Here is a 20,021-nt window from a genome sequence, read left to right as displayed (position 1 = left end):
TTATGAATATAAAAAATTCAAATCTCATTGTTTTAGTTTCCAGCACCTTATTAGTTGTAGGATTCATAATTTCCATTATAAACACAATGGTATTGGTATCTCCAACGAAGCATATTGAAGGTTCGTGGAAAGAAATATCATGGGAATATGAAAAATCAGAAAATATCAACGCTGACAAAAAAATAAGCGATGCTATAAAAACTGAAATATGTAAAGAATTGATTATCCATGAAGCAGAGGTTTGGAATTTCTCTTCAAACGGAAATCTGGAATTGACATCTGACATAAACAACGAAATGTTGTCATGGACCATGAAAGGAAGAGGTAATATTTTAGAGTTATCCCATAATACCAATAAAATTGAACATTATAATATTCAAGTTTTAAACAACGACCAAATGGTTCTCTATTTTAGTACAGATATCCAAGCTAAGGGAATTGTAAAAATGACTTTTGAAAGAATAAAAGAAGACAAATATGCTCAGAAAATTTAGTAATAGTAGAACATTAAAGGACAACATCCAATTAGGGTCACTTTCGGCTTTCTCTGCTGGCATGGTGAATGTTACGTCCTTAATTATATTCTTTGCTTTTACTTCCAACGTTACGGGTCATTATGCCATATTAGCCGAAGAAATATCAAAAGGAAATTGGTATCAAGCTTCCGTTGTGTTTGCATGGATATTTTTGTTCTTCATAGGAAATTTTGTTTCTAACATTATTATTATAAATTTCAATAAAAACAACTCTTATCTGGCTCACTCAGCTCCTTTAATAATAGAAATTATATGCTTGTTGGCTGTAGGTTATTATGGCCATTTCTATTATCGGGAAACACTATCGGAAACAGAAATAATGGTTGGAACCATGCTTTTTGCAATGGGCATACAAAATGGATTAACAGCCAGTATTTCAAATTTTTCGGTTAAAACAACACACTTAACCGGATTGACTACAGATGTAGGGATACTAACGGCCATGTTCACTAAAAAGAAATACAGACAAAACAAACAACTGCGTTCTAAATTTAATGTTTTGTTGGCCATCGCCGCATCATATTTAGCTGGGGGTATTGTAGCGGGAGTTATTTACTATGAAGCTAAGTTTTTAGTATTCTTTGCCGTAAGTGCGGTTATTGGATTTATTATCTTATATGAGTATTATAAGCTTAAAGTAACAAAATTTATTCGCATAAAAAGAACTAGCAAACTAAGGAAAAGTATTCTAGAAACTACTTAAAATTGGATGTCTTTCACTAGTCCTAAAAATCGAAACAGATTATTAGACAATAATAATTAAATTAGACAGCATCCAAAACGTTTTGGATGCTGTTTTTGATTTTATAAGTTTTCATTTATTAGTTTCATTGGATTAGGTGTTTCCATAACGATGTAATTTACATAACGTTATTTCAGGACAGGACATCATATAAAATAAAAAAACCACTTCTATTTGAAGTGGTTTTTTTTTATAAATACAATTTGTAACTCAGTCTTATAGTGCTGCTATATGTTTAGACAAGCCAGATTTAAGGTTAGCCGCTTTGTTGGCGTGAATAACATTTTTCTTTGCTAATTTGTCTAACATAGAAACTACTGAAGTGTATAACGTCTCAGCTTCATTTTTATCAGTTAACTCACGTAACTTTTTAATAGCATTACGAGTTGTTTTATGCTGATATTTGTTTACTGTACGTTTAGTTTCGTTACTTCTAATTCTTTTTAACGATGACTTGTGATTTGCCATTTTAATTTTGTTTTTTTTTAATTGTAGCCCGTAGGGGAATCGAACCCCTCTTACCAGGATGAAAACCTGGCGTCCTAACCGATAGACGAACGGGCCATTATTTTTTTGAGAGTGCAAATATAATTATAAAAATTAAACTTGCAACACTTTTCAAATAACACACAATGTTTCCATTGCGGATGCAAAAATACAACTATTTTTAAATGTCACAAGACCTACTTAATCTTTTTTGAAAAAAAAATAAATTAGTATGCTTTTGCAAATAAGACTCGCTCTTTTGAAGGTTTTCCTGTGTACACACAAACGCCTGCTTCTTCCTTATTATTCAATGGAATACATCTAATGGTGGCCTTAGTAAGCTCCTTTATTTTCTCTTCAGTCTCATTAGTGCCATCCCAATGTGCTGAGATAAAACCACCTTTATTTTCTAAAACAGACTTAAATTCTTCGAAATTTCCCACCTCAGTTATATGGGAATCCCTAAAATCTAGTGCCTTTTTAAATAATGCTTTTTGAATATCTGCCAACAAATTCTCAACGACTTCGGTTAAACTACCCACAGGAACAACATCTTTTGTCAATGTATCACGTCTTGCAATTTCAACAGTACCATTTTCTAAATCCTTTGGACCTATCGCAATACGCAAAGGCACTCCCTGTAACTCATATTGGGCAAATTTTGCTCCTGGACGCTGCGTATCCCTGTTATCGTACTTAACGGAGATGTTTTTAGCTCTTAAATCCTTTAAAATACCATTAGCTACGTCATTAATAGCATTCAGTTCTTCCTCACTTTTATAAATTGGTACAATCACCACTTGGTTAGGAGCCAACGTTGGTGGCAATACCAAGCCATGGTCATCACTATGCGTCATAATTAACGCACCCATTAAACGGGTTGATACTCCCCAAGAAGTTGCCCAAACATAATCCTGTTTTCCTTCCTTGTTTGCAAATTTCACATCAAATGCTTTTGCAAAATTCTGCCCCAAGAAATGAGATGTCCCTGCTTGCAATGCTTTTCCATCCTGCATTAATGCTTCAATACAATAGGTTTCATCGGCACCTGCAAAACGTTCACTCTCAGTTTTTAATCCTTGAATAACAGGAATTGCCATAAAATTTTCCGCAAATGTGGCATATACATTGTTCATTAACTCCGCTTCAGCAATAGCTTCTGCCTTCGTTTCATGTGCTGTATGTCCTTCTTGCCATAAAAATTCCGCTGTGCGTAAAAATAAACGCGTACGCATTTCCCAACGTACTACATTCGCCCATTGATTGATTAATAAGGGTAAATCCCTATATGACTGAATCCAGCCCCTGTATGTGTTCCAGATAATTGCCTCAGATGTTGGTCTCACAATCAATTCTTCTTCCAGTTTAGCATCTGGATCTACTCGTAATTTACCTGGTCTGTCAGGGTCGGTTTGCAATCTATAATGTGTTACAATGGCACATTCCTTAGCAAAACCTTCGGCATTTTTCTCCTCGGCTTCAAATAAACTTTTAGGAACAAACAATGGGAAATAGGCATTTTGGTGGCCTGTTTCCTTAAACATTTTATCTAATTCAGCCTGCATTTTTTCCCAAATAGCATAGCCATAAGGTTTGATCACCATACAACCCCTAACTGCCGAGTTCTCAGCTAGATCAGCTTTTACAACAAGTTCATTATACCATTTTGAATAATCCTCTGATCTACTGGTAAGTTTTTTGCTCATACATGTGTTTTGGCACAAAAATTGTGATTATGTTAAATATAGAAATAGTTTGGCAAAACTAACTATTTTTGTTATGTTCAACAATAAAAAAAATTCTGGAAATATGAAATTTATTAACTACTTAAAAAGAAAAACATCCTTAATAGCAATTTTCACATTGGTATTAGTGGTGTCATCATGTGGTTCTTACCAATACGTTGGTGTGGACAATGATGGTATTTATGGTGAAGCTCCAAGAACTATTTCTCAAAATCAAGATGCTGTTGTTGACGCCCCAAATAATTCTAATGATTACTATCAAAATTATTTTAAAAGCAAAGCTTTAGAATATGACGGTATAAATGATGAAGGCGCTATTTTTACTGATATTGATTCATATCAAAGTGAGTATTATGCAGACGAGGATCCAAATAACAATAACTACCAAGGTAATGGTGGTTGGGGACAAACTAACAGCCAAGTAACTATTAATGTACAACCAAGCTTTGGCTGGGGAGGCATAGGTATGTGGAACAGACCGTTTTTTAACGGATTCTATGGTAACCGTTGGAACAATTGGGGCTTTTATGATCCTTTTTACGGCGGCTTCTATGGCAATCGTTGGAATAATTGGGGGTTTTATGATCCTTTTTATGGTGGTTTCTATGGCGGTTTTTATGGTGGTTGGTATAATCCGGGGTTTTATGCATTTAATGGGTACAACAACTTTTATGGCAACGGATTTTATGGCAGAAATAATGTATCATACAGTGCCAGCAGACGAAACAGCTATCCTTCAAATAATATAGGCACTAGAAGCAGCTCATATAATAACAACAACACTTCTAGATACAATAGTTCTTACAGAAGAAGCGGCACAACGGTTAGTCCATATAGTAGAACTAACGGCAGCAATAATTCTCAATCGACTATTAACAATAATTCGTTAAGAAGAAATAGCAGTAATGCTACATCTTCTCCCAACAATAACAATTCTACTCAATCTAGGAGAAGTAACACTAATTATTCTAATAGCTCTAATACTAATTCTGGAAATTATTCTAGATCTACTAACAGTGGTAGCAGTAATTCTGGGTCATTCTCTAGATCTTCTGGAAGTGGCAATAGTTCTGGTGCTTCATCAGGTGGAGGAAGAAGACGTTAATATCATAATAAAAAAATAAATCTGTATGAAATCACCATTAAAAAACTGTTTGTTGCAAACAAATACCAACATCAAAAGGTGATACCATATATGATCGCTAAAAAATCAAATTTTACATATATGAAAAAGTTACAATTCCTATTCATAGGTTTGCTATCTATGTCTAACATTTACGCACAAGACATCTCTGATGCCGTAAGATATTCACAAAGTGAAATTCAAGGAACCGCTCGTTTTAGAGCGATGAGTGGTGCTTTTGGCGCTTTGGGTGGCGATATGAGCGCCGTAAGTATTAACCCTGCTGGCGCAGCTGTTTTTGCCCAAAGTCATGCATCCTTTTCCCTTTCAAATTTAAGCACAAAGAATGATACCCAATATTTTAATGGATTTACTTCTATTTCGGAATCTGACTTCGGCATTCATCAAGGTGGCGCATCTTTCGTATTTGCCAATAACAACTCAAATTCGCCGTGGAGAAAATTCACTATCGGAGTGGCTTACGATAAGACCAACAACTATAATGATACTTGGAATGCCGTTGGAACCAATACCAACAATCAGTCCATTGATTTTTACTTTCTAAACTATGCTGACGGTGTGAGATTAGGAGATATTTCGTTAATCGGTAATGAATCTATAACCGCTGCGTATTCTGATATTGGCGATGTGTTTGGTTTTGCGCATCAACAAGCATTTTTAGGATATCAATCATATATACTTGAGCCAGATGTTGATGACGACAATAATACGTCCTACACCTCGAATCTGGCGAATGGAACTTTTGACCATGATTATTATTATGCAGCGACAGGATTAAATGGCAAAATTGCTTTCAACATGGCCGCACAGTATGGAGACAATCTATATTTAGGTTTAAACTTGAATTCCCATTTTATAAATTATAACCGTACTACGTCTCTTTATGAGGACAATTCCAACAACAACTCATTAATAAGTAGCATAGAATTTGGGAATACACTATCCACATCTGGTAATGGTTTTTCTTTTCAATTGGGAGGTATCTTAAAACTAAGTAACGAATTCAGGGTTGGTTTAACCTACGATTCGTCAACATGGTACTCAATTTCAGAAGAAACAACACAATATTTAGCTTCTGTGCGAGATGAAAATGGCTCAAATATTACAGCTGTCATAAATCCTCAAATTGTAAATGTATATCCTAATTACAGATTACAAACGCCTGCAAAGATAACAGGTAGTTTGGCTTATGTGTTTGGCACACAAGGCTTAATAAGTTTCGATTATTCCCATAAAGATTACAGCACCACTAAATTTAAACCAACATCAGATTTTGTTGGTTTAAATAACGATGTTAGCAATGTATTAACCGCCGCTTCTACTTATAGAATTGGTGCAGAATATAAAGTAAAACAAGTGAGTTTTAGAGGTGGTTATCGCTTTGAGGAAAGTCCCTATGCAAACGGTTTTACAGTAGGCGATTTAAATGGATATTCATTAGGTTTAGGCTATAACTTTGGAAATACCAAATTGGATTTAACTTATGATTATTTCGAAAGAGATTCAGACATACCATTATACAATGTTGGTCTAACCGATACAGCTAATGTTCTTAATAAGAATTCAAATATAACACTATCATTAGCTTTCAATATTTAATATATTTTAAACACCTTTTTAAAACGCCTGAACCTATATAGTCCAGGCGTTTTTCATTTAATAAATTACAATAGATTCTGGATTGGTTGTTGAAGGCATTAATTGTTTGTTAATACAAAACATAACAAATCGGAATTACTTATCTTTGCCACTAAAAATAAGTTTTTTGAACACATGAAAATTGAGAAAAACATTGAGGATTTTGATGCTTTAGGTGAAGATCATATTGGAACCTCATCAAACACACCTATGAGAGCGGATGCTTTTAAACTTTCTGTTGAAGAAAAAATAGAAATCATTAAAGACGATGTTCGCCATATTATGGAAACGTTGGGTTTGGATTTGACAGACGACAGTTTAAATGGCACACCAAACAGAGTTGCTAAAATGTTTGTAAAGGAATTGTTTGGTGGTTTAGATCCTAAGAAAAAACCAAGTGCCTCAACATTCGAAAACAAGTACAAATACGGCGAAATGCTGGTTGAAAAAAACATTACCGTGTATTCCACTTGCGAGCATCATTTACTTCCCATCGTTGGTAAAGCGCACATTGCCTACATTTCTAGTGGAAGGGTTGTTGGGCTTTCAAAAATGAACCGTATTGTAGATTATTATGCCAAACGCCCGCAAGTACAAGAGCGTTTAACCATACAAGTTGTTAAAGAACTTCAAGAAGTCTTAGACACACAAGATGTAGCATGTGTTATTGATGCCAAACATTTATGTGTAAATTCTAGAGGGATCAGAGATGTGGAAAGTAGCACCGTAACATCCGAGTTTGGTGGAAAATTTAAAGAAGAAGCCACGCGCAGGGAATTTTTAGATTACATAAAACTTGAAACTAAATTTTAGTTGGTTACCTGACGATTAAACAACTCAACGACTAAACAAATCAACAACCAAACACCAATGCAACTTTATCATCATCAAAAACTCGACATATACAATTCGCTTTCAGGAAAAAAAGAACAATTTAAACCTATAAATGAAGGTCATGTAGGCATGTATGTGTGCGGACCAACCGTTTATAGCAATGTACATTTGGGGAACGTAAGGACGTTTATGTCTTTTGATATGATATTCCGATATCTTAAACATTTAGGCTACAAAGTCCGCTATGTAAGGAACATTACCGATGCTGGCCATTTGGAAAATGATGCGGATGCCGGTGAAGATAAAATCACCAAAAAAGCGCGTTTAGAACAAATTGAACCTATGGAAATCGTGCAACGTTATACGGTTGATTTTCATAACATATTAAATACATTCAATTTTTTGCCACCAAGTATTGAACCTACGGCAACGGGTCATATTATCGAGCAAATTGAATTGATTAAAAACATTATAGACAATGGTTTTGCTTATGTAGCCAATGGTTCTGTATATTTTGATGTTCATAAATACAATGAGAACAACGATTACGGCATATTGAGCAAACGTAAATTAGACGATTTAATTCATAATACCCGTGAATTGGACGGGCAAAACGATAAAAAAAATCCACAGGATTTTGCACTTTGGAAAAAAGCTGAACCGCAACATATCATGCGTTGGCCGTCGCCTTGGAGCGATGGATTTCCAGGTTGGCATTTAGAATGTACAGCCATGAGCACCAAATATTTAGGTGATCATTTTGATATTCATGGTGGTGGTATGGATTTGAAATTCCCCCACCACGAATGTGAAATTGCCCAAAACCAAGCTGCTAAAGGTCAATCACCTGTAAATTATTGGATGCATGCCAATATGTTGCAATTAAATGGGCAACGGATGTCGAAATCAACAGGGAACATTGTGAATCCAGATGAGTTATTGTCAGGAAATAATAATTTTTTTAGTAAAGCGTTTGCACCAAGTGTTATACGTTTTTTTAATGCCCAAGCACACTACAGAAGTGTTCTCGATTTAACGGATGACGGTTTATTATCCAGCGAAAAGGGATTTTACAGATTGATGGATGCTATTAATTTATTAGATGATTTAAAGGCTTCAGAAACATCCTCAATAGATATAAAGTCATGGAAACAATCGTGTTATGATGCGATGAATGATGATTTTAACTCTCCTATTTTAATTGCTAATTTATTTGAAGCGGTTAAATACATCAATCAAGTTAAAGAGGGTTCCCAAACATTAAACTCTGAAGATTTATCTCTTTTAAAAGAAACCTTAAACGTTTTTGCTTTTGATGTTTTAGGTTTAAAAAACGTAACAAAAACCGATTCTGGAACGGATAAATTATCAGCCGCTGTTGATATTTTAATCAAATTAAGACAAGACGCCAGAGCTAATAAAGATTTTGCATTGTCTGATAAAATACGTGATGAATTGGCTGAAGCTGGTATCCAGTTGAAGGATGGTAAAGAAGGAACGACTTTTTCTTTGTCGTAATTTGGTGGATTCGTTTAATCGTGTAATTGTTTAATTGTCTGGTACGTTTCGAATAAACAGCAAAAGACAAACAACTAACATCATATAGTGAAGATGTTTGTCGTATAATTGTAAAGCCGCTTGATATTCTTTTAAACGATTAAACTATTGAAATGAAAAAACTCCTCATTATACCATTCTTATTCTTGATTAAAGTTTACCAAACACTGATATCACCCCTAACGCCTGCAAGCTGTAGATATCAACCCACCTGCTCGCACTACAGTAAAGAAGCTTTAAAAAAACATGGTTTGTTTAAAGGAGGTTGGTTAGCCATAAAACGTATATTTAGTTGCCATCCTTGGGGCGGTTCTGGTTACGACCCAGTACCATGATAACCTTACTAATTAGGGTTATAAAAGTTAAAACTCATTGTCTAAAATTCTAACACTTTCTTTACGCCTCTCTAAACGTTTTTTATAAAAGTCTAAATTGTGGTACACACTCAGTCGCGGTATATGACGATGCTCAAAACTAGTTGGGGACCCAGCAAATCTAAAGGTCCACATATATCCAGCTTGAAGTTGTATGTTTTCATTAACAATATATCCTAAACCTAAAAAGACTCGGTTATCCTCAAAATAATCATAGGTTATTGATTTTCCAGCTTGGATGAATATTTCTTCATAAAAGGATAAAAACAATGTTTTATTAACCAGTTTTGGTTTGTTAAGAGGATAATAACCGGATATTTTATAACGAAACCTATGGGTGAGTTCAAATGGCGAGTCTTCAATAAAATCGCGCCTCCAGCGTTGTTCAAAACGGAATTGATGATAAAGCTTCAATCGTTCGAGAGGTTGTACAAAAAGAATTTGTTCCCAAAATCGGAACTGTGGTACGACATTATCCTGTCCTTCAATATCTTGCTGAGGTGCCCAATATAATGGTGTGACGACGCCACCCGTAATTTCAACATTTTTATTAATCAAATAGGTTAGCCCAAATCTTAGATAGACTTGTCCCATATCTTTAATAAAATCATTAGTACGCCTATAATGGTATTCACCATAATAGAACATCTTTTCGTTTAAGCGGTATTTAGTGTAGGCTCCAAGCCATAAACCTTCCGTGTTCTTATAGGTTTTTTGGGTATTGTCTTGTGCAAAATTATTATGAAAGACGAACATTAAACCAATAATACATTTTAATAAATGCTTCATATTAAAATGCATTTAGCAACGTTAATCTTTCATCCAAAGATTTATTCCTTCTAAGTTTTCGTTCGAGTTTAATCGTGTTTTTATCAACTAGAAAATATAGCCGATCTTGAAGTGCATAAATTTTGTTCACTCTCTTTAGCACTTCTGCTGGTTCTTGGTAGGTAATATGCGCTTGCCCTATAAGCTGGGAAGTCATTTCATCTGTAATTATATTGTATAGACGTTTTTTTAAACGTGTTGGAACCTGGTCGCTATAAGTAAATGGGTCAAAAACATAATCTGTGTATAGAGAATCCAACTCTTTAGCTCTCTTACCAATATCAGCAGACACTTGGTACGTTTTATTTAAGAGTTCAAAACTTGATAATATAGCTTCTCCTTGTTTGATTTTTGAAGGGACTTCGACTTCAGCAATAAATTGATTGAAATTATCTTCAAATTGTTCCTTTACAAAATACTCTTTTGTTTTGGTGATGAGTGTATATAATTTATCATATCCTAATGATTGTTTATAAATGGAATCTATAGCTTTAGATTTATTTACAATTTTCTTGTTAACGTTTAGCACTTCATTTTCTAAATGCAATTCTTCAACTTTCCTATTAAAAACAGTAATTAATGAGTCTGCGACATGTGTTCGGTCTTCAAAATTAAGCACTATATAAGACAGAAAATTTGGTTTTTCTTGAACCTTAGGCTCATAGTGAAACACGTGTGCACCATTTTCTGTGGTGATTGTATCATTTTCTAATATGTCCCTTGCATAATCAATTAACAGCCCTTGCCTATTATAATACTCTATCTGTTCTTTAAGTAAAATGTCATTCCAAGGCTTGATATAGTTTTTAAGGGAATCTTGCTTTATTGCCCAATTGATAATTATTTGGATGGTGCTGTCCTTTACAAATGTGAGATTATCTATTTCTAATGTTTTAATGGTGTTTATTTTATTCCGAAAGTTGGCTTCTGTGGTTTCCCATTTTTTTAATAGATCTTTTTCATCAGAATTCAATGGGTAAAAAGCCCTATTAGTTCCTAACGGCAAACTGCTACTCTTAAACACGTCTGTATCGTATTTAAATATCGTCTGCAAAGCATTATTTAAGATTTTTTCGCCTTCTAATTGAGCCGTAATGTATGGTGAATTTCTGGGATAGCCATCACTATAAATAAGACTAAGTGGACTATTGATCAATGGGTCGGTGGCACCACCGGTTAGAGCCTCATTTATGGTTTTACTTTGTGGATAAATTAAATTTAGAACAGTGTCTTTTCCCTTTATTTTAGTTAGTGTTAAAAGAATGCCCTCTTTGTATTCCCTTCTTTCTTTAATATTATCTTTCTGGTAATAAAACTCCCAAAAACCTTGCATCAAACCATTTGTAGCATTTCCTTTTACAGTAACTTTTTCATGGGCTTTATCCAAAAAAGACAACTCAAAATCACCATTAATTTTTTTATCTTTTAAATTAGCCGTGAGCGTCTCAGTATTTTTAACAAGATTTTTATCTTCATACAAATTAGCTTTAAAATTAAACGCTCCGTCTGGATAACCATCTTTATATCCCAAGCTTTTATATGTTTCATTGGTTGAAGTTGTGTATTGGACAGACGCTTCTGAAACCCCTTCAATTTTTACAGCATGGGATTGACTTTCATAAATCCATTTACCGTCTTTAATGTTATTTTTATATTGGCCATTCCAAGAATTAACGAGGGCAGTACTTTGGGAGATACTATCTTTCTGTTCGCTTTTATAAATAAATTTACCATGCTTAATAACTTCGCCTTTTTTATTGAGATAATAATCAAACTTAGCATGTCCTAGATGTGATGACTGTGGTTTATATAAACTATCGTACTGTTTAATCTCTTGTGAAAACACAAAGGTTGGAAAAGATAAAAAAAAGAATTTAAGCAGTAAAAAGTAGTAGAGCCCTTGACTGCAGTTGGCTGATAAAGATTTCATTTATTAAGTAATAATGTTTACAAATTATACTATTTACGTTGTTTCTATTAACATTTACGGGCGTCTACTAAGTATTGGACGCCTCTTTACTTCTAAAGTTTTGTTAAAAACATCATGATGCCAACGCAATCTAAACTAGATTTTAAACAAATATTCCGAATACACATAAAAGGTTTTACCCATAAAATAATCATTCTAAAAATATTTTTAGCACCAATCTACCCTGTTTCTTTTGTCAACAAAAACAAATAAATTCCTTGCGCTAGGCTAAGGCCATCGCTTAAATTTCATTTTAACCCTTTAACACATAGCACCATAACTTTTTAAACATATTTATTTTCCCTTTCTTCCAAGGGGGAATAAGTAAATCATACAAGTTCTTTCCGAAATTGTATAACACTATACGTTTTTATGTTTACCAACTTTGTAAAAAGCAATCAACCGTTTAATTATTCACAGTTTTAATAAATATCAAAATGGAAGAAAATCAAATGGGCGAAAACAACACAACATACAGAGGCATGCTTACAGGTATGTTTCGCGACCGTGAAAGTACAGAAAATGCTTATAACACTTTACAAGAAAGAGGTTATACAAAAGACGATATCAATTTAGTGATGTCTGACGAGACACGGAAAAAACATTTTTCGGGTGATGTCAAAAACACCGAAATAGGAACCAAAGCTGCCGAAGGTGCAGGAAAAGGTTCTGCTATTGGAGGTACTGTTGGTGCCATTGTAGGCGTTATTGCAGCCATTGGAACTAGTTTAGTTATTCCAGGACTTGGAATTGTTATAGCGGGCCCTCTTGCTGCGGGTCTGGCAGGAGCCGGTGCAGGTGGTCTTACAGGTGGAATAATCGGTGCACTCGTAGGCTCAGGAATTCCTGAAGCACGTGCAAAGTTATATGAATCCGGAATCAAAGAAGGACAAATAGTTATGGGGATTAAACCTCGTAATGATGAAGATGCCAGATATTTTGAAAACAACTGGCGTACTAATAAAGGTGAAGAAATCTACAATTAGAATTTCTATTGCAACTAAAAACGGAATGACCATACAGTTCATTCCGTTTAAAATCTAAGCGATAAATATAGAAACTATGTTCCATCACGTAAAAGAATTACAATTCAACGCCCGGGTTTCAAAACCTGATGTGCGTTTTGCAAGACTCCTCCTTGAACAGTTCGGGGGACCCAATGGCGAACTAAAAGCCGCTATGCAATATTTTGTACAGGCATTTGGTTGCCGAAAAGCATATCCTGCCGAATATGATATGCTCATGGATATTGCCACAGAAGAATTTAGTCACCTAGAAATTGTAGGTGCCACGATTCAAATGTTACTCACAGGCGTTAACGGTGAATTGAAAAATGCTGCGGATGAATCTGACTTGACCAAAATGTTAGATGGCAAAACGGCAAAAGAAAGTTACATACACGATGCCATGATAGATCCTCACTTCTTCATTGTTAGTGGCGGTACACCAACACTTACCGATAGTGTTGGCAATCCTTGGAATGCATCTTACATTATGGGTATGGGCGATTTAACAGCCGATCTTCGTTTAAACATTGGCGCAGAAACCAGTGCAAAAATGGTATATGAAAACTTGATGAAATTTACAGACGATGAGTATGTAAAAGAATCATTGCGTTTTTTAATGACTAGAGAGGTTGCCCACTTTCAAATGTTTCAAGCGGCTTTGGATAATATTAAACCAAACTTTCCTCCTGGCATTTTACAAAGTGACCCGCGCTTTAGCAACAAATACTTTAACATGTCTAATGGCAAAGATTTTAAAGGCCCTTGGAATGAAGGCAAAAGTCCAGAAATGAAAGAAGAATGGGAAGTTATTGACCATCCTCTTGAACATGTTCAAGAAACCAATGGCTTACTAGACGAAAAAGCTAAGGGTACACAACGAACAGAACAATCTGTTCAAAAAGACAACAAATCGTTATCTGCGAAGCGTAAAGCAGAAGTAGATAAAGCCACGCTTCCTAAAAATGGCGTCATGAGTTGGTCAGTTTATGAAGAATCGGTTGAAGCCAGTTCAAACAAAAACAATAAATAATAATTTTTTTAATCATTAAATTCACTAAAAATGGAAAATAAAAAATCAAATTCAACGACTACGTCCCAAAACGGAAACCAGTCAAAAGAAAGATCATCTAATGGTTCTATGCAATCATCTCAACTTATGAAATTATTTGAAGATGAATTGAAAGACATTTACTGGGCTGAAAAAGCATTAACAAAAGCAATTCCAAAGATGATTAAAAACGCAACATCCCCAGAATTGATTGATGCGCTAACAAGTCATCTTGAAGAAACTAAAAACCAAGTGACCAGATTGGAAGAGGTTTTTGAATCGATAGATAAAAAAGCAAGTGCCAAAAAATGTGATGCTATGGAAGGTCTCATTAAAGAGGCTGAAGACATCATGGAATCCTGCGAAGAAGGTGCCATGTGCGATGCAGGCATTATTTCGGCTGGTCAAAAAGTAGAACATTACGAAATTGCTTCTTACGGAACACTTCGTCAGTTTGCAAAAACATTAAATTTAGCTAAAGCCGTGAAATTACTTGAAGCGACCCTTAATGAAGAAAAAGCGGCTGATGAGAAACTATCAAAAGTAGCTACATCTGCTATAAATGTGGAAGCAGCTGAATTAAAAGCATAAATTCAATAAAGCATGAACAATTTTTTCAAAGCAATAATAGCAGGCTATGGCGCTAAAAAATTAGGCGGAGGCTGTTTAGGAACCATCATCGTTTTTGTAATTATCTGGTGGTTATTAGGAATGTTTTAATCCTATTTTAAGAATTGAATATTTGAAGCCATCTCATTTAAATGAGGTGGCTTTTTATGTTTAAAATTTTGAAATCAAACGTCATTGCGAACGCAGTGAAGCAATCTCATGATGTAGAACTAAATCTAAACGTCATTGCGAAGAACGAAACAATCTCATAATGTAGAACTAAATCTAAACGTCATTGCGAAGAACGAAACAATCTCATAATGTAGAACTAAAATTAAACAGATTGCTTCGTCATACTTCCTCGCAATGACGTTTACTTGACTCAATAAAAAATTTCAATTATATTCGTTTATCAACAATGCTAATATTATGAATGATACAAGCCATCACGATGCGCGAATAGCAAACATGACCTTTGCCGCAGTATATCCACATTATGTAACAAAAGTTGAGAAGAAAGGCAGAACGAAAGACGAGTTACACCAAGTAATTACTTGGCTGACAGGTTATGATGAAAAAAAGCTGCAAGAACTCATTGAAGACAAAGTGACTTTTGATCAATTTTTTCAGGGTGCTCACATAAACCCTAACGCGCAACTGATTACCGGAGTTATTTGTGGTTATTGCGTAGAGGATATCCAAAATCCCTTAACCCAAAAAGTAAGGTATTTAGATAAGTTAGTAGATGAATTGGCAAAAGGACGTAAGATGGAGAAGATATTGCGAGGTTCGTTTAAGGTCTGATATAAATCATTAAAACGATTTCATATCATTGTAGTTGTGTAATATTAAAAAATCACATATTACTTATACTATATCAGAATTGTCTCTATAGATAGCAAAAGTATCAAAAAGGATGACAAACCTAAACAAGCAACCTTTATACATGTAAAAAAAACCACGATCATCTGTGTGATTCTTTTGGTAAACAAAATTTTATTATCTTTAATTACATGCTTTATAAAAAACATTAAAACAGATAATGCTTATTTGTAATAGCTAAAATCCCTTCATAATTAAATTCCTAACCAAGATGAAAAAGGAAATTTATTTACTCGACAAATCAGCAGAGTCTATAAAGTATTCCAAACCGCTATATTTACTTTTACCAATTCAACTATTAAATACACTTTCCATAGTGATTGCTTTTTTTCACGTATTTTTAATTAAAAGAAGGTGGGCTAAAATTTCAGATATAATTTTTAATTCTCCTGAAGGATATGAAAAAATGCTTCAAAAAATTTGGTTTACAAGAATGATGAGAAGATTATTGTCTGTTACACTTAGGACTCCTTTTCGTTCTAAAGCCATCAAACTTGTTAACAATAAACTTACTTTACCCGAATTAGGGTGCATTATAGCTATTCCTCATACACCATGGGCGAAATTACTTGCCGAATGGTGCCGCTCTAACAATTTTGCACTAGTTTTTGCAGGTGGTCCTTGGATTAAGCGAACTGGACATTTAAATGTTTCTAATGCTAGTTTATCCCAAATTAGAAAGTTAGTCTCTCATTTGAATTCCAAAAAATTTGTTGTTGTTATTGGAGACAACGAGAATAGATCTCGCTGCTGTCAAGTAACTTACTTTGGTAAAAAATGCAATGCTTCTTTACTCCCTGTCAGACTGGCAACATTAGCAAGTGTTCCTATTACAGTAGTGATTCCAAAATTTGACAAGCAACAAATCAATCTTGTAAATGGACCTACAATTGACTCCAATACTATTATTTCAAATAAAAAAGAAGCTCTTCAGAAAATTTTCAGTTATTATGAAAATGAGGTGTATGCTTCCCCTTCCATTTACTACCCCTACATATTGGGCTCTTTAAACACTTGATTATTGTAAAATCATTAGTATAGTCTGAAATAAAAATTACACGTGTTTTAATCAAAGGTACTACCATGAGCCGTGCCTTTTAGTCAACATAATAAAAAAATCAATTCTTCTCAGGAATCCCCTTCAAAATCTCCAATACAAACTTCCAATATTTTTGTACCGATGATATTTGCGCACGTTCATCTGGTGAGTGTGCACCTTTAATGTTGGGTCCAAAACTAATCATGTCCATGTTCGGGTAATTTTTTCCTAAAATACCACATTCCAATCCGGCATGGCAAGCCGCTACATGCGGTTTTTCGCCATTTAAATCTTCATACAATTTGGTCATGACTTTTAAAATAGGAGAATCCATATTAGGTGTCCATCCTGGGTAATCACCCGAAAACGTCACGTCGCAACCTGTTAATTCAAAACAAGCTCTCAACGAATTTGCCAAATCCATTTTAGCCGTTTCCACCGATGAACGTGTGAGGCAATCTACTTTAATAGTGCCGTTTTTTATCACCACTTTGGCAATGTTGTTGGATGTTTCCACCAAATTAGGGATATCGGCACTCATGCTGTAAACGCCGTTTTGGGCTGCGTACAAAGCCCTTGTAAAACCTTCTTGAATTCCTAAATCCATAATCATTTTGGGAGTTTCACATTTAGAAACACTGATTTCTAAATAAGGTTCCATCGTCTTAAATTCTGTTTTTATTACGGTTGCCAAAGCATCCATTTCAGATAAAAAACTCGCTTCATGTATGGCATCAATCGCGACAATAGCTTGACTTTCCCTAGGAATGGCATTTCGCAAACTCCCACCCTCCATTTCAGAAATCCGTAACCCAAAATGCTCAAAACCATCAAATAACAAACGGTTTATGATTTTATTGGCATTGCCCAAACCTTCATGGATTTGCATCCCTGAGTGTCCACCTTGCAAACCTTTCACGGTGATTTTAAACCCGATTTTAAATTCAGGTGTTTCTTCTTCTTGATACTCGCGTGTCGCCGTGACATCAATTCCTCCAGCACACCCTACTCCTATTTCGTTATCTTCCTCCGTATCTAAATTCAATAAAATTTCGCCAGTCAATAATCCGTCTTTCAATCCCATAGCACCTGTCATGCCTGTTTCCTCGTCAATGGTAAACAAAGCTTCAATAGCTGGATGCGGAATGTCTTTACTTTCCAAAATAGCCATAATCGTGGCAACGCCCAAACCATTATCCGCTCCTAAAGTCGTGCCTTTCGCTCTTACCCAATCACCATCCACATACATATCAATGCCTTGTGTATCAAAGTCGAAAACAGTATCATTATTTTTTTGGTGCACCATATCCAAATGCGATTGCATCACAATGGTAGTTCTGTTTTCCATACCTTTAGTAGCCGGCTTTTTAATAATGACATTTCCAACGGCATCTTCTATGGTTTCCAATCCCAACGACTTCCCAAAATCTTTCATAAACGCAATCACACGTGCCTCTTTTTTTGAGGCTCTAGGAATGGCATTTAAATCGGCGAATTTATTCCAAAGGGATTTTGGTTGAATGTTTCTTATTTCTGAATTCATAACATTTGTAATGGTGTTCTACAAAGGTAGTTATTCTGAATAGGATTAATAAACATTTGCTTATTTTTGAAGCATGCTTAAAGACAAAAAAACCATACTGGCGCTGTCCATCATTCCGCAGTATATCATTATAAAATGGTTGTCTCATTATCCTGAATTTATTGAACAGTATTACAGCAATGGTTTTTATCAATTTGTTTCTAAAATATTTAGATATACGCTTGGTTGGATGCCGTTTTCTTTTGGAGATTTGGTATATGCCTGTGCCATTATTTATATGCTAAGGTGGTTTTATATAAACAGAAAACGTTTAAGACAAGACACAAAGCAATGGTTTATCGATGTGTTTTCGGCAGTTGCCCTATTTTACTTGACGTTTCATTTGTTATGGGGCATGAACTACCACCGATTACCACTGCATAAAAACCTAAATCTGGAAGCCGATTACACCACGGAACAATTGATTCTAGTTACTACAAAATTAATTGAAAAGTCGAATGCCCTGTATGTGGAAATCAAAAAAAATGATACAACTAAAATCGACTTGCCTTATAGTAAATCGGATATTTTAGAACTTGCTCCGTTGGGTTATAAAAATTTAAAAAGCGTATTTCCAGATTTAGAATATCACTCGAAAAGTGTTAAAAAGTCGTTGTTTAGTTATCCATTAACCTATATGGGTTTTACGGGTTATTTAAATCCGTTTACCAACGAAGCGCAAGTAGATGCCTTGATACCCATTTATTTATTCCCAACAACTACATCGCACGAAATCGCTCATCAATTAGGCTATGCCGCAGAAAATGAAGCTAATTTTATTGGATGTTTAGCCGCGATAAATCATGATGATATCTATTTTAAATATACAGGATATACCTTTGCGCTCCGGTTTTGTTTGAATGAAATATACAGGCGGGATGAAGCCTTATTCAATACTTTAGTAGAAACCGTAAACAAAGGCATTTTAAGTAACTTTGAAGAAGTCCGTAATTTTATGGATGCTTACGATAATCCGTTAGAACCATTTTTTAAAGTGTTTTATAGTAATTTCTTAAAAGCCAACAACCAAGCAAAAGGCATGGAAAGTTACAGTTATGTGGTGGCTCTATTGGTTAATTATTTTGAAAAAGAATCTGATTTAATTTATAATGAATAAACAAATTAGTAGTATACAAAACCCATACATCAAGCAGTTAATACAGCTAAAAGACAAGTCGCGCGAACGCAAAAAAAGCGGTTTATTTTTAATTGAAGGTGAACGTGAAATCATGCTTGCGCTTAAAGGTGGTTACGAGTTGGAAACTATTTTGTTCAATCCAGAAATAATCAGTCAAGAACAACTAGACAACTTAACAACTAAACGATTCAACAATTCAACAATTCAACAACCAACCACCATCGAAATTACCACAGAGGTATATCAAAAACTAGCTTACCGCGATACTACGGAAGGCGTTTTAGCAGTAGCAAAAAGTAAAGAACATAACTTAAGTGAACTGATATTTAAAACTAAGAATCCATTAATTTTAGTGGCCGAAGCTCCCGAAAAACCAGGCAATATTGGTGCTCTTTTGAGAACGGCAGACGCTGCTCGTGTGGATGCTGTTATTATAGCCAATCCGAAAACCGATTTATACAATCCAAACATCATTCGTTCAAGTGTGGGTTGTGTGTTTACAAATCCAATAGGCACTGGTACAACTTCGGAAATTATTGCATTTCTAAAATCAAAAAAAATAGATATCTATTGTGCTGCTTTGCAGGCATCAGTTCATTATGACACCCAAGATTTCACCAAACCAACCTCCATTGTTGTTGGCACGGAAGCCACAGGATTAAGTGATGAGTGGTTAAAAAACGCTACACAAAATATCATCATTCCCATGGAAGGAGATATCGATTCCATGAATGTTTCTGTTGCCGCAGGAATTCTTATTTTTGAAGCTAAAAGACAACGGAAATTTAAATAAGGTTAGCTCGCCAAGACACAAAGCTGCAAAGTGATGCTACTGAAAACTGAAACTGTGAACTGAAAACCAA

The 20,021-nt window shown here is 34.9% G+C and carries 19 protein-coding genes and 1 tRNA gene; 14 read left to right on the top strand and 6 right to left on the bottom strand.

The window, feature by feature from the left end:
- Window positions 1-2 precede the first annotated feature (2 nt).
- Window positions 3-494: a hypothetical protein gene (locus CDH49_RS13050; RefSeq protein WP_100615980.1), complete on the top strand. Its 492-nt coding sequence runs from the start codon at window positions 3-5 to the stop codon at window positions 492-494.
- Window positions 478-1,239 carry a YoaK family protein gene (locus CDH49_RS13045; protein ID WP_100615979.1) on the top strand — a complete coding sequence of 254 codons (762 nt, stop codon included), beginning with the start codon at window positions 478-480 and terminating at the stop codon, window positions 1,237-1,239. Before CDH49_RS13050 ends, CDH49_RS13045 begins: the two co-directional genes overlap by 17 nt.
- A 255-nt stretch (window positions 1,240-1,494) precedes the next feature.
- Here CDH49_RS13045 and rpsT read toward each other — a convergent pair whose 3' ends face one another.
- The 3 genes from rpsT to proS form a co-directional block, all read right to left on the bottom strand.
- Window positions 1,495-1,746 carry a 30S ribosomal protein S20 gene (gene rpsT / locus CDH49_RS13040; protein WP_100615978.1) on the bottom strand — a complete coding sequence of 84 codons (252 nt, stop codon included), beginning with the start codon at window positions 1,744-1,746 and terminating at the stop codon, window positions 1,495-1,497.
- Between the two features lie 24 nt (window positions 1,747-1,770).
- Window positions 1,771-1,842, bottom strand: a tRNA-Glu gene (locus CDH49_RS13035).
- A 149-nt stretch (window positions 1,843-1,991) separates the two neighbouring features.
- Window positions 1,992-3,470 (bottom strand): proline--tRNA ligase, encoded by a 1,479-nt coding sequence (gene proS / locus CDH49_RS13030; protein WP_100615977.1) that lies wholly within the window; start codon window positions 3,468-3,470, stop codon window positions 1,992-1,994.
- A 103-nt stretch (window positions 3,471-3,573) separates the two neighbouring features.
- Between proS and CDH49_RS13025 the strand changes: the two genes are divergently transcribed.
- From CDH49_RS13025 to yidD, 5 genes are all read left to right on the top strand, one after another.
- Window positions 3,574-4,614, top strand: a complete 1,041-nt coding sequence (locus CDH49_RS13025; protein WP_157805321.1) for a hypothetical protein — start codon at window positions 3,574-3,576, stop codon at window positions 4,612-4,614.
- Window positions 4,615-4,734: 120 nt separating this feature from the next.
- Window positions 4,735-6,252, top strand: coding sequence for an OmpP1/FadL family transporter (locus CDH49_RS13020; protein ID WP_193434739.1), 1,518 nt, complete (start codon window positions 4,735-4,737; stop codon window positions 6,250-6,252).
- Between the two features lie 174 nt (window positions 6,253-6,426).
- Complete coding sequence (gene folE, locus CDH49_RS13015; protein WP_100615975.1) at window positions 6,427-7,104, top strand: GTP cyclohydrolase I FolE; 678 nt, start codon at window positions 6,427-6,429, stop codon at window positions 7,102-7,104.
- A 57-nt stretch (window positions 7,105-7,161) separates the two neighbouring features.
- Window positions 7,162-8,643, top strand: a complete 1,482-nt coding sequence (gene cysS, locus CDH49_RS13010) for a cysteine--tRNA ligase (protein ID WP_100615974.1) — start codon at window positions 7,162-7,164, stop codon at window positions 8,641-8,643.
- Window positions 8,644-8,795: 152 nt separating this feature from the next.
- A complete protein-coding gene (gene yidD, locus CDH49_RS13005) occupies window positions 8,796-9,017 on the top strand; it encodes a membrane protein insertion efficiency factor YidD (RefSeq protein ID WP_100615973.1) in 222 nt (73 codons plus the stop codon).
- 27 nt (window positions 9,018-9,044) lie between these two features.
- Here the strand turns inward: yidD and CDH49_RS13000 are convergent, their stop codons facing one another.
- The gene (locus CDH49_RS13000; RefSeq protein ID WP_157805320.1) at window positions 9,045-9,845 is read right to left on the bottom strand and encodes a DUF2490 domain-containing protein; all 801 of its coding nucleotides are present in this window, start codon (window positions 9,843-9,845) and stop codon (window positions 9,045-9,047) included.
- Between the two features lies 1 nt (window position 9,846).
- The gene (locus tag CDH49_RS12995; protein WP_100615971.1) at window positions 9,847-11,814 is read right to left on the bottom strand and encodes a hypothetical protein; all 1,968 of its coding nucleotides are present in this window, start codon (window positions 11,812-11,814) and stop codon (window positions 9,847-9,849) included.
- A 476-nt stretch (window positions 11,815-12,290) separates the two neighbouring features.
- On the opposite strand from CDH49_RS12995, the gene CDH49_RS12990 reads away from it, so the two are divergent.
- The 5 genes from CDH49_RS12990 (at window position 12,291) to CDH49_RS12970 (ending at window position 16,417) form a co-directional block, all read left to right on the top strand.
- Window positions 12,291-12,839: a hypothetical protein gene (locus CDH49_RS12990; protein ID WP_204524829.1), complete on the top strand. Its 549-nt coding sequence runs from the start codon at window positions 12,291-12,293 to the stop codon at window positions 12,837-12,839.
- A 76-nt stretch (window positions 12,840-12,915) separates the two neighbouring features.
- A complete protein-coding gene (locus CDH49_RS12985; RefSeq protein ID WP_100615970.1) occupies window positions 12,916-13,890 on the top strand; it encodes a manganese catalase family protein in 975 nt (324 codons plus the stop codon).
- 30 nt (window positions 13,891-13,920) lie between these two features.
- On the top strand, window positions 13,921-14,499 hold the full coding sequence (locus CDH49_RS12980) for a YciE/YciF ferroxidase family protein (RefSeq protein ID WP_100615969.1): 579 nt from the start codon (window positions 13,921-13,923) through the stop codon (window positions 14,497-14,499).
- A 447-nt stretch (window positions 14,500-14,946) separates the two neighbouring features.
- On the top strand, window positions 14,947-15,321 hold the full coding sequence (locus CDH49_RS12975) for a DUF2200 domain-containing protein (RefSeq protein WP_100615968.1): 375 nt from the start codon (window positions 14,947-14,949) through the stop codon (window positions 15,319-15,321).
- A gap of 289 nt (window positions 15,322-15,610) precedes the next feature.
- Complete coding sequence (locus CDH49_RS12970) at window positions 15,611-16,417, top strand: hypothetical protein (RefSeq protein WP_100615967.1); 807 nt, start codon at window positions 15,611-15,613, stop codon at window positions 16,415-16,417.
- Between the two features lie 100 nt (window positions 16,418-16,517).
- Here CDH49_RS12970 and CDH49_RS12965 read toward each other — a convergent pair whose 3' ends face one another.
- A complete protein-coding gene (locus CDH49_RS12965) occupies window positions 16,518-17,981 on the bottom strand; it encodes an aminoacyl-histidine dipeptidase (RefSeq protein ID WP_100615966.1) in 1,464 nt (487 codons plus the stop codon).
- 73 nt (window positions 17,982-18,054) lie between these two features.
- Between CDH49_RS12965 and CDH49_RS12960 the strand changes: the two genes are divergently transcribed.
- Entirely contained in the window at window positions 18,055-19,137 is a 1,083-nt protein-coding gene (locus CDH49_RS12960) for a DUF3810 domain-containing protein (protein ID WP_100615965.1), read from the top strand.
- Window positions 19,130-19,951, top strand: a complete 822-nt coding sequence (locus tag CDH49_RS12955; protein ID WP_100615964.1) for a TrmH family RNA methyltransferase — start codon at window positions 19,130-19,132, stop codon at window positions 19,949-19,951. The genes CDH49_RS12960 and CDH49_RS12955 overlap by 8 nt, the downstream gene beginning before the upstream one ends.
- Window positions 19,952-20,021 lie beyond the last annotated feature (70 nt).

The organism is Confluentibacter citreus, from assembly GCF_002807055.1.
GTDB lineage: Bacteria > Bacteroidota > Bacteroidia > Flavobacteriales > Flavobacteriaceae > Confluentibacter > Confluentibacter citreus.
The sequence above is the reverse complement of the archived record's forward strand: the minus strand, read 5'-3'. Positions and strand labels throughout refer to the sequence as shown.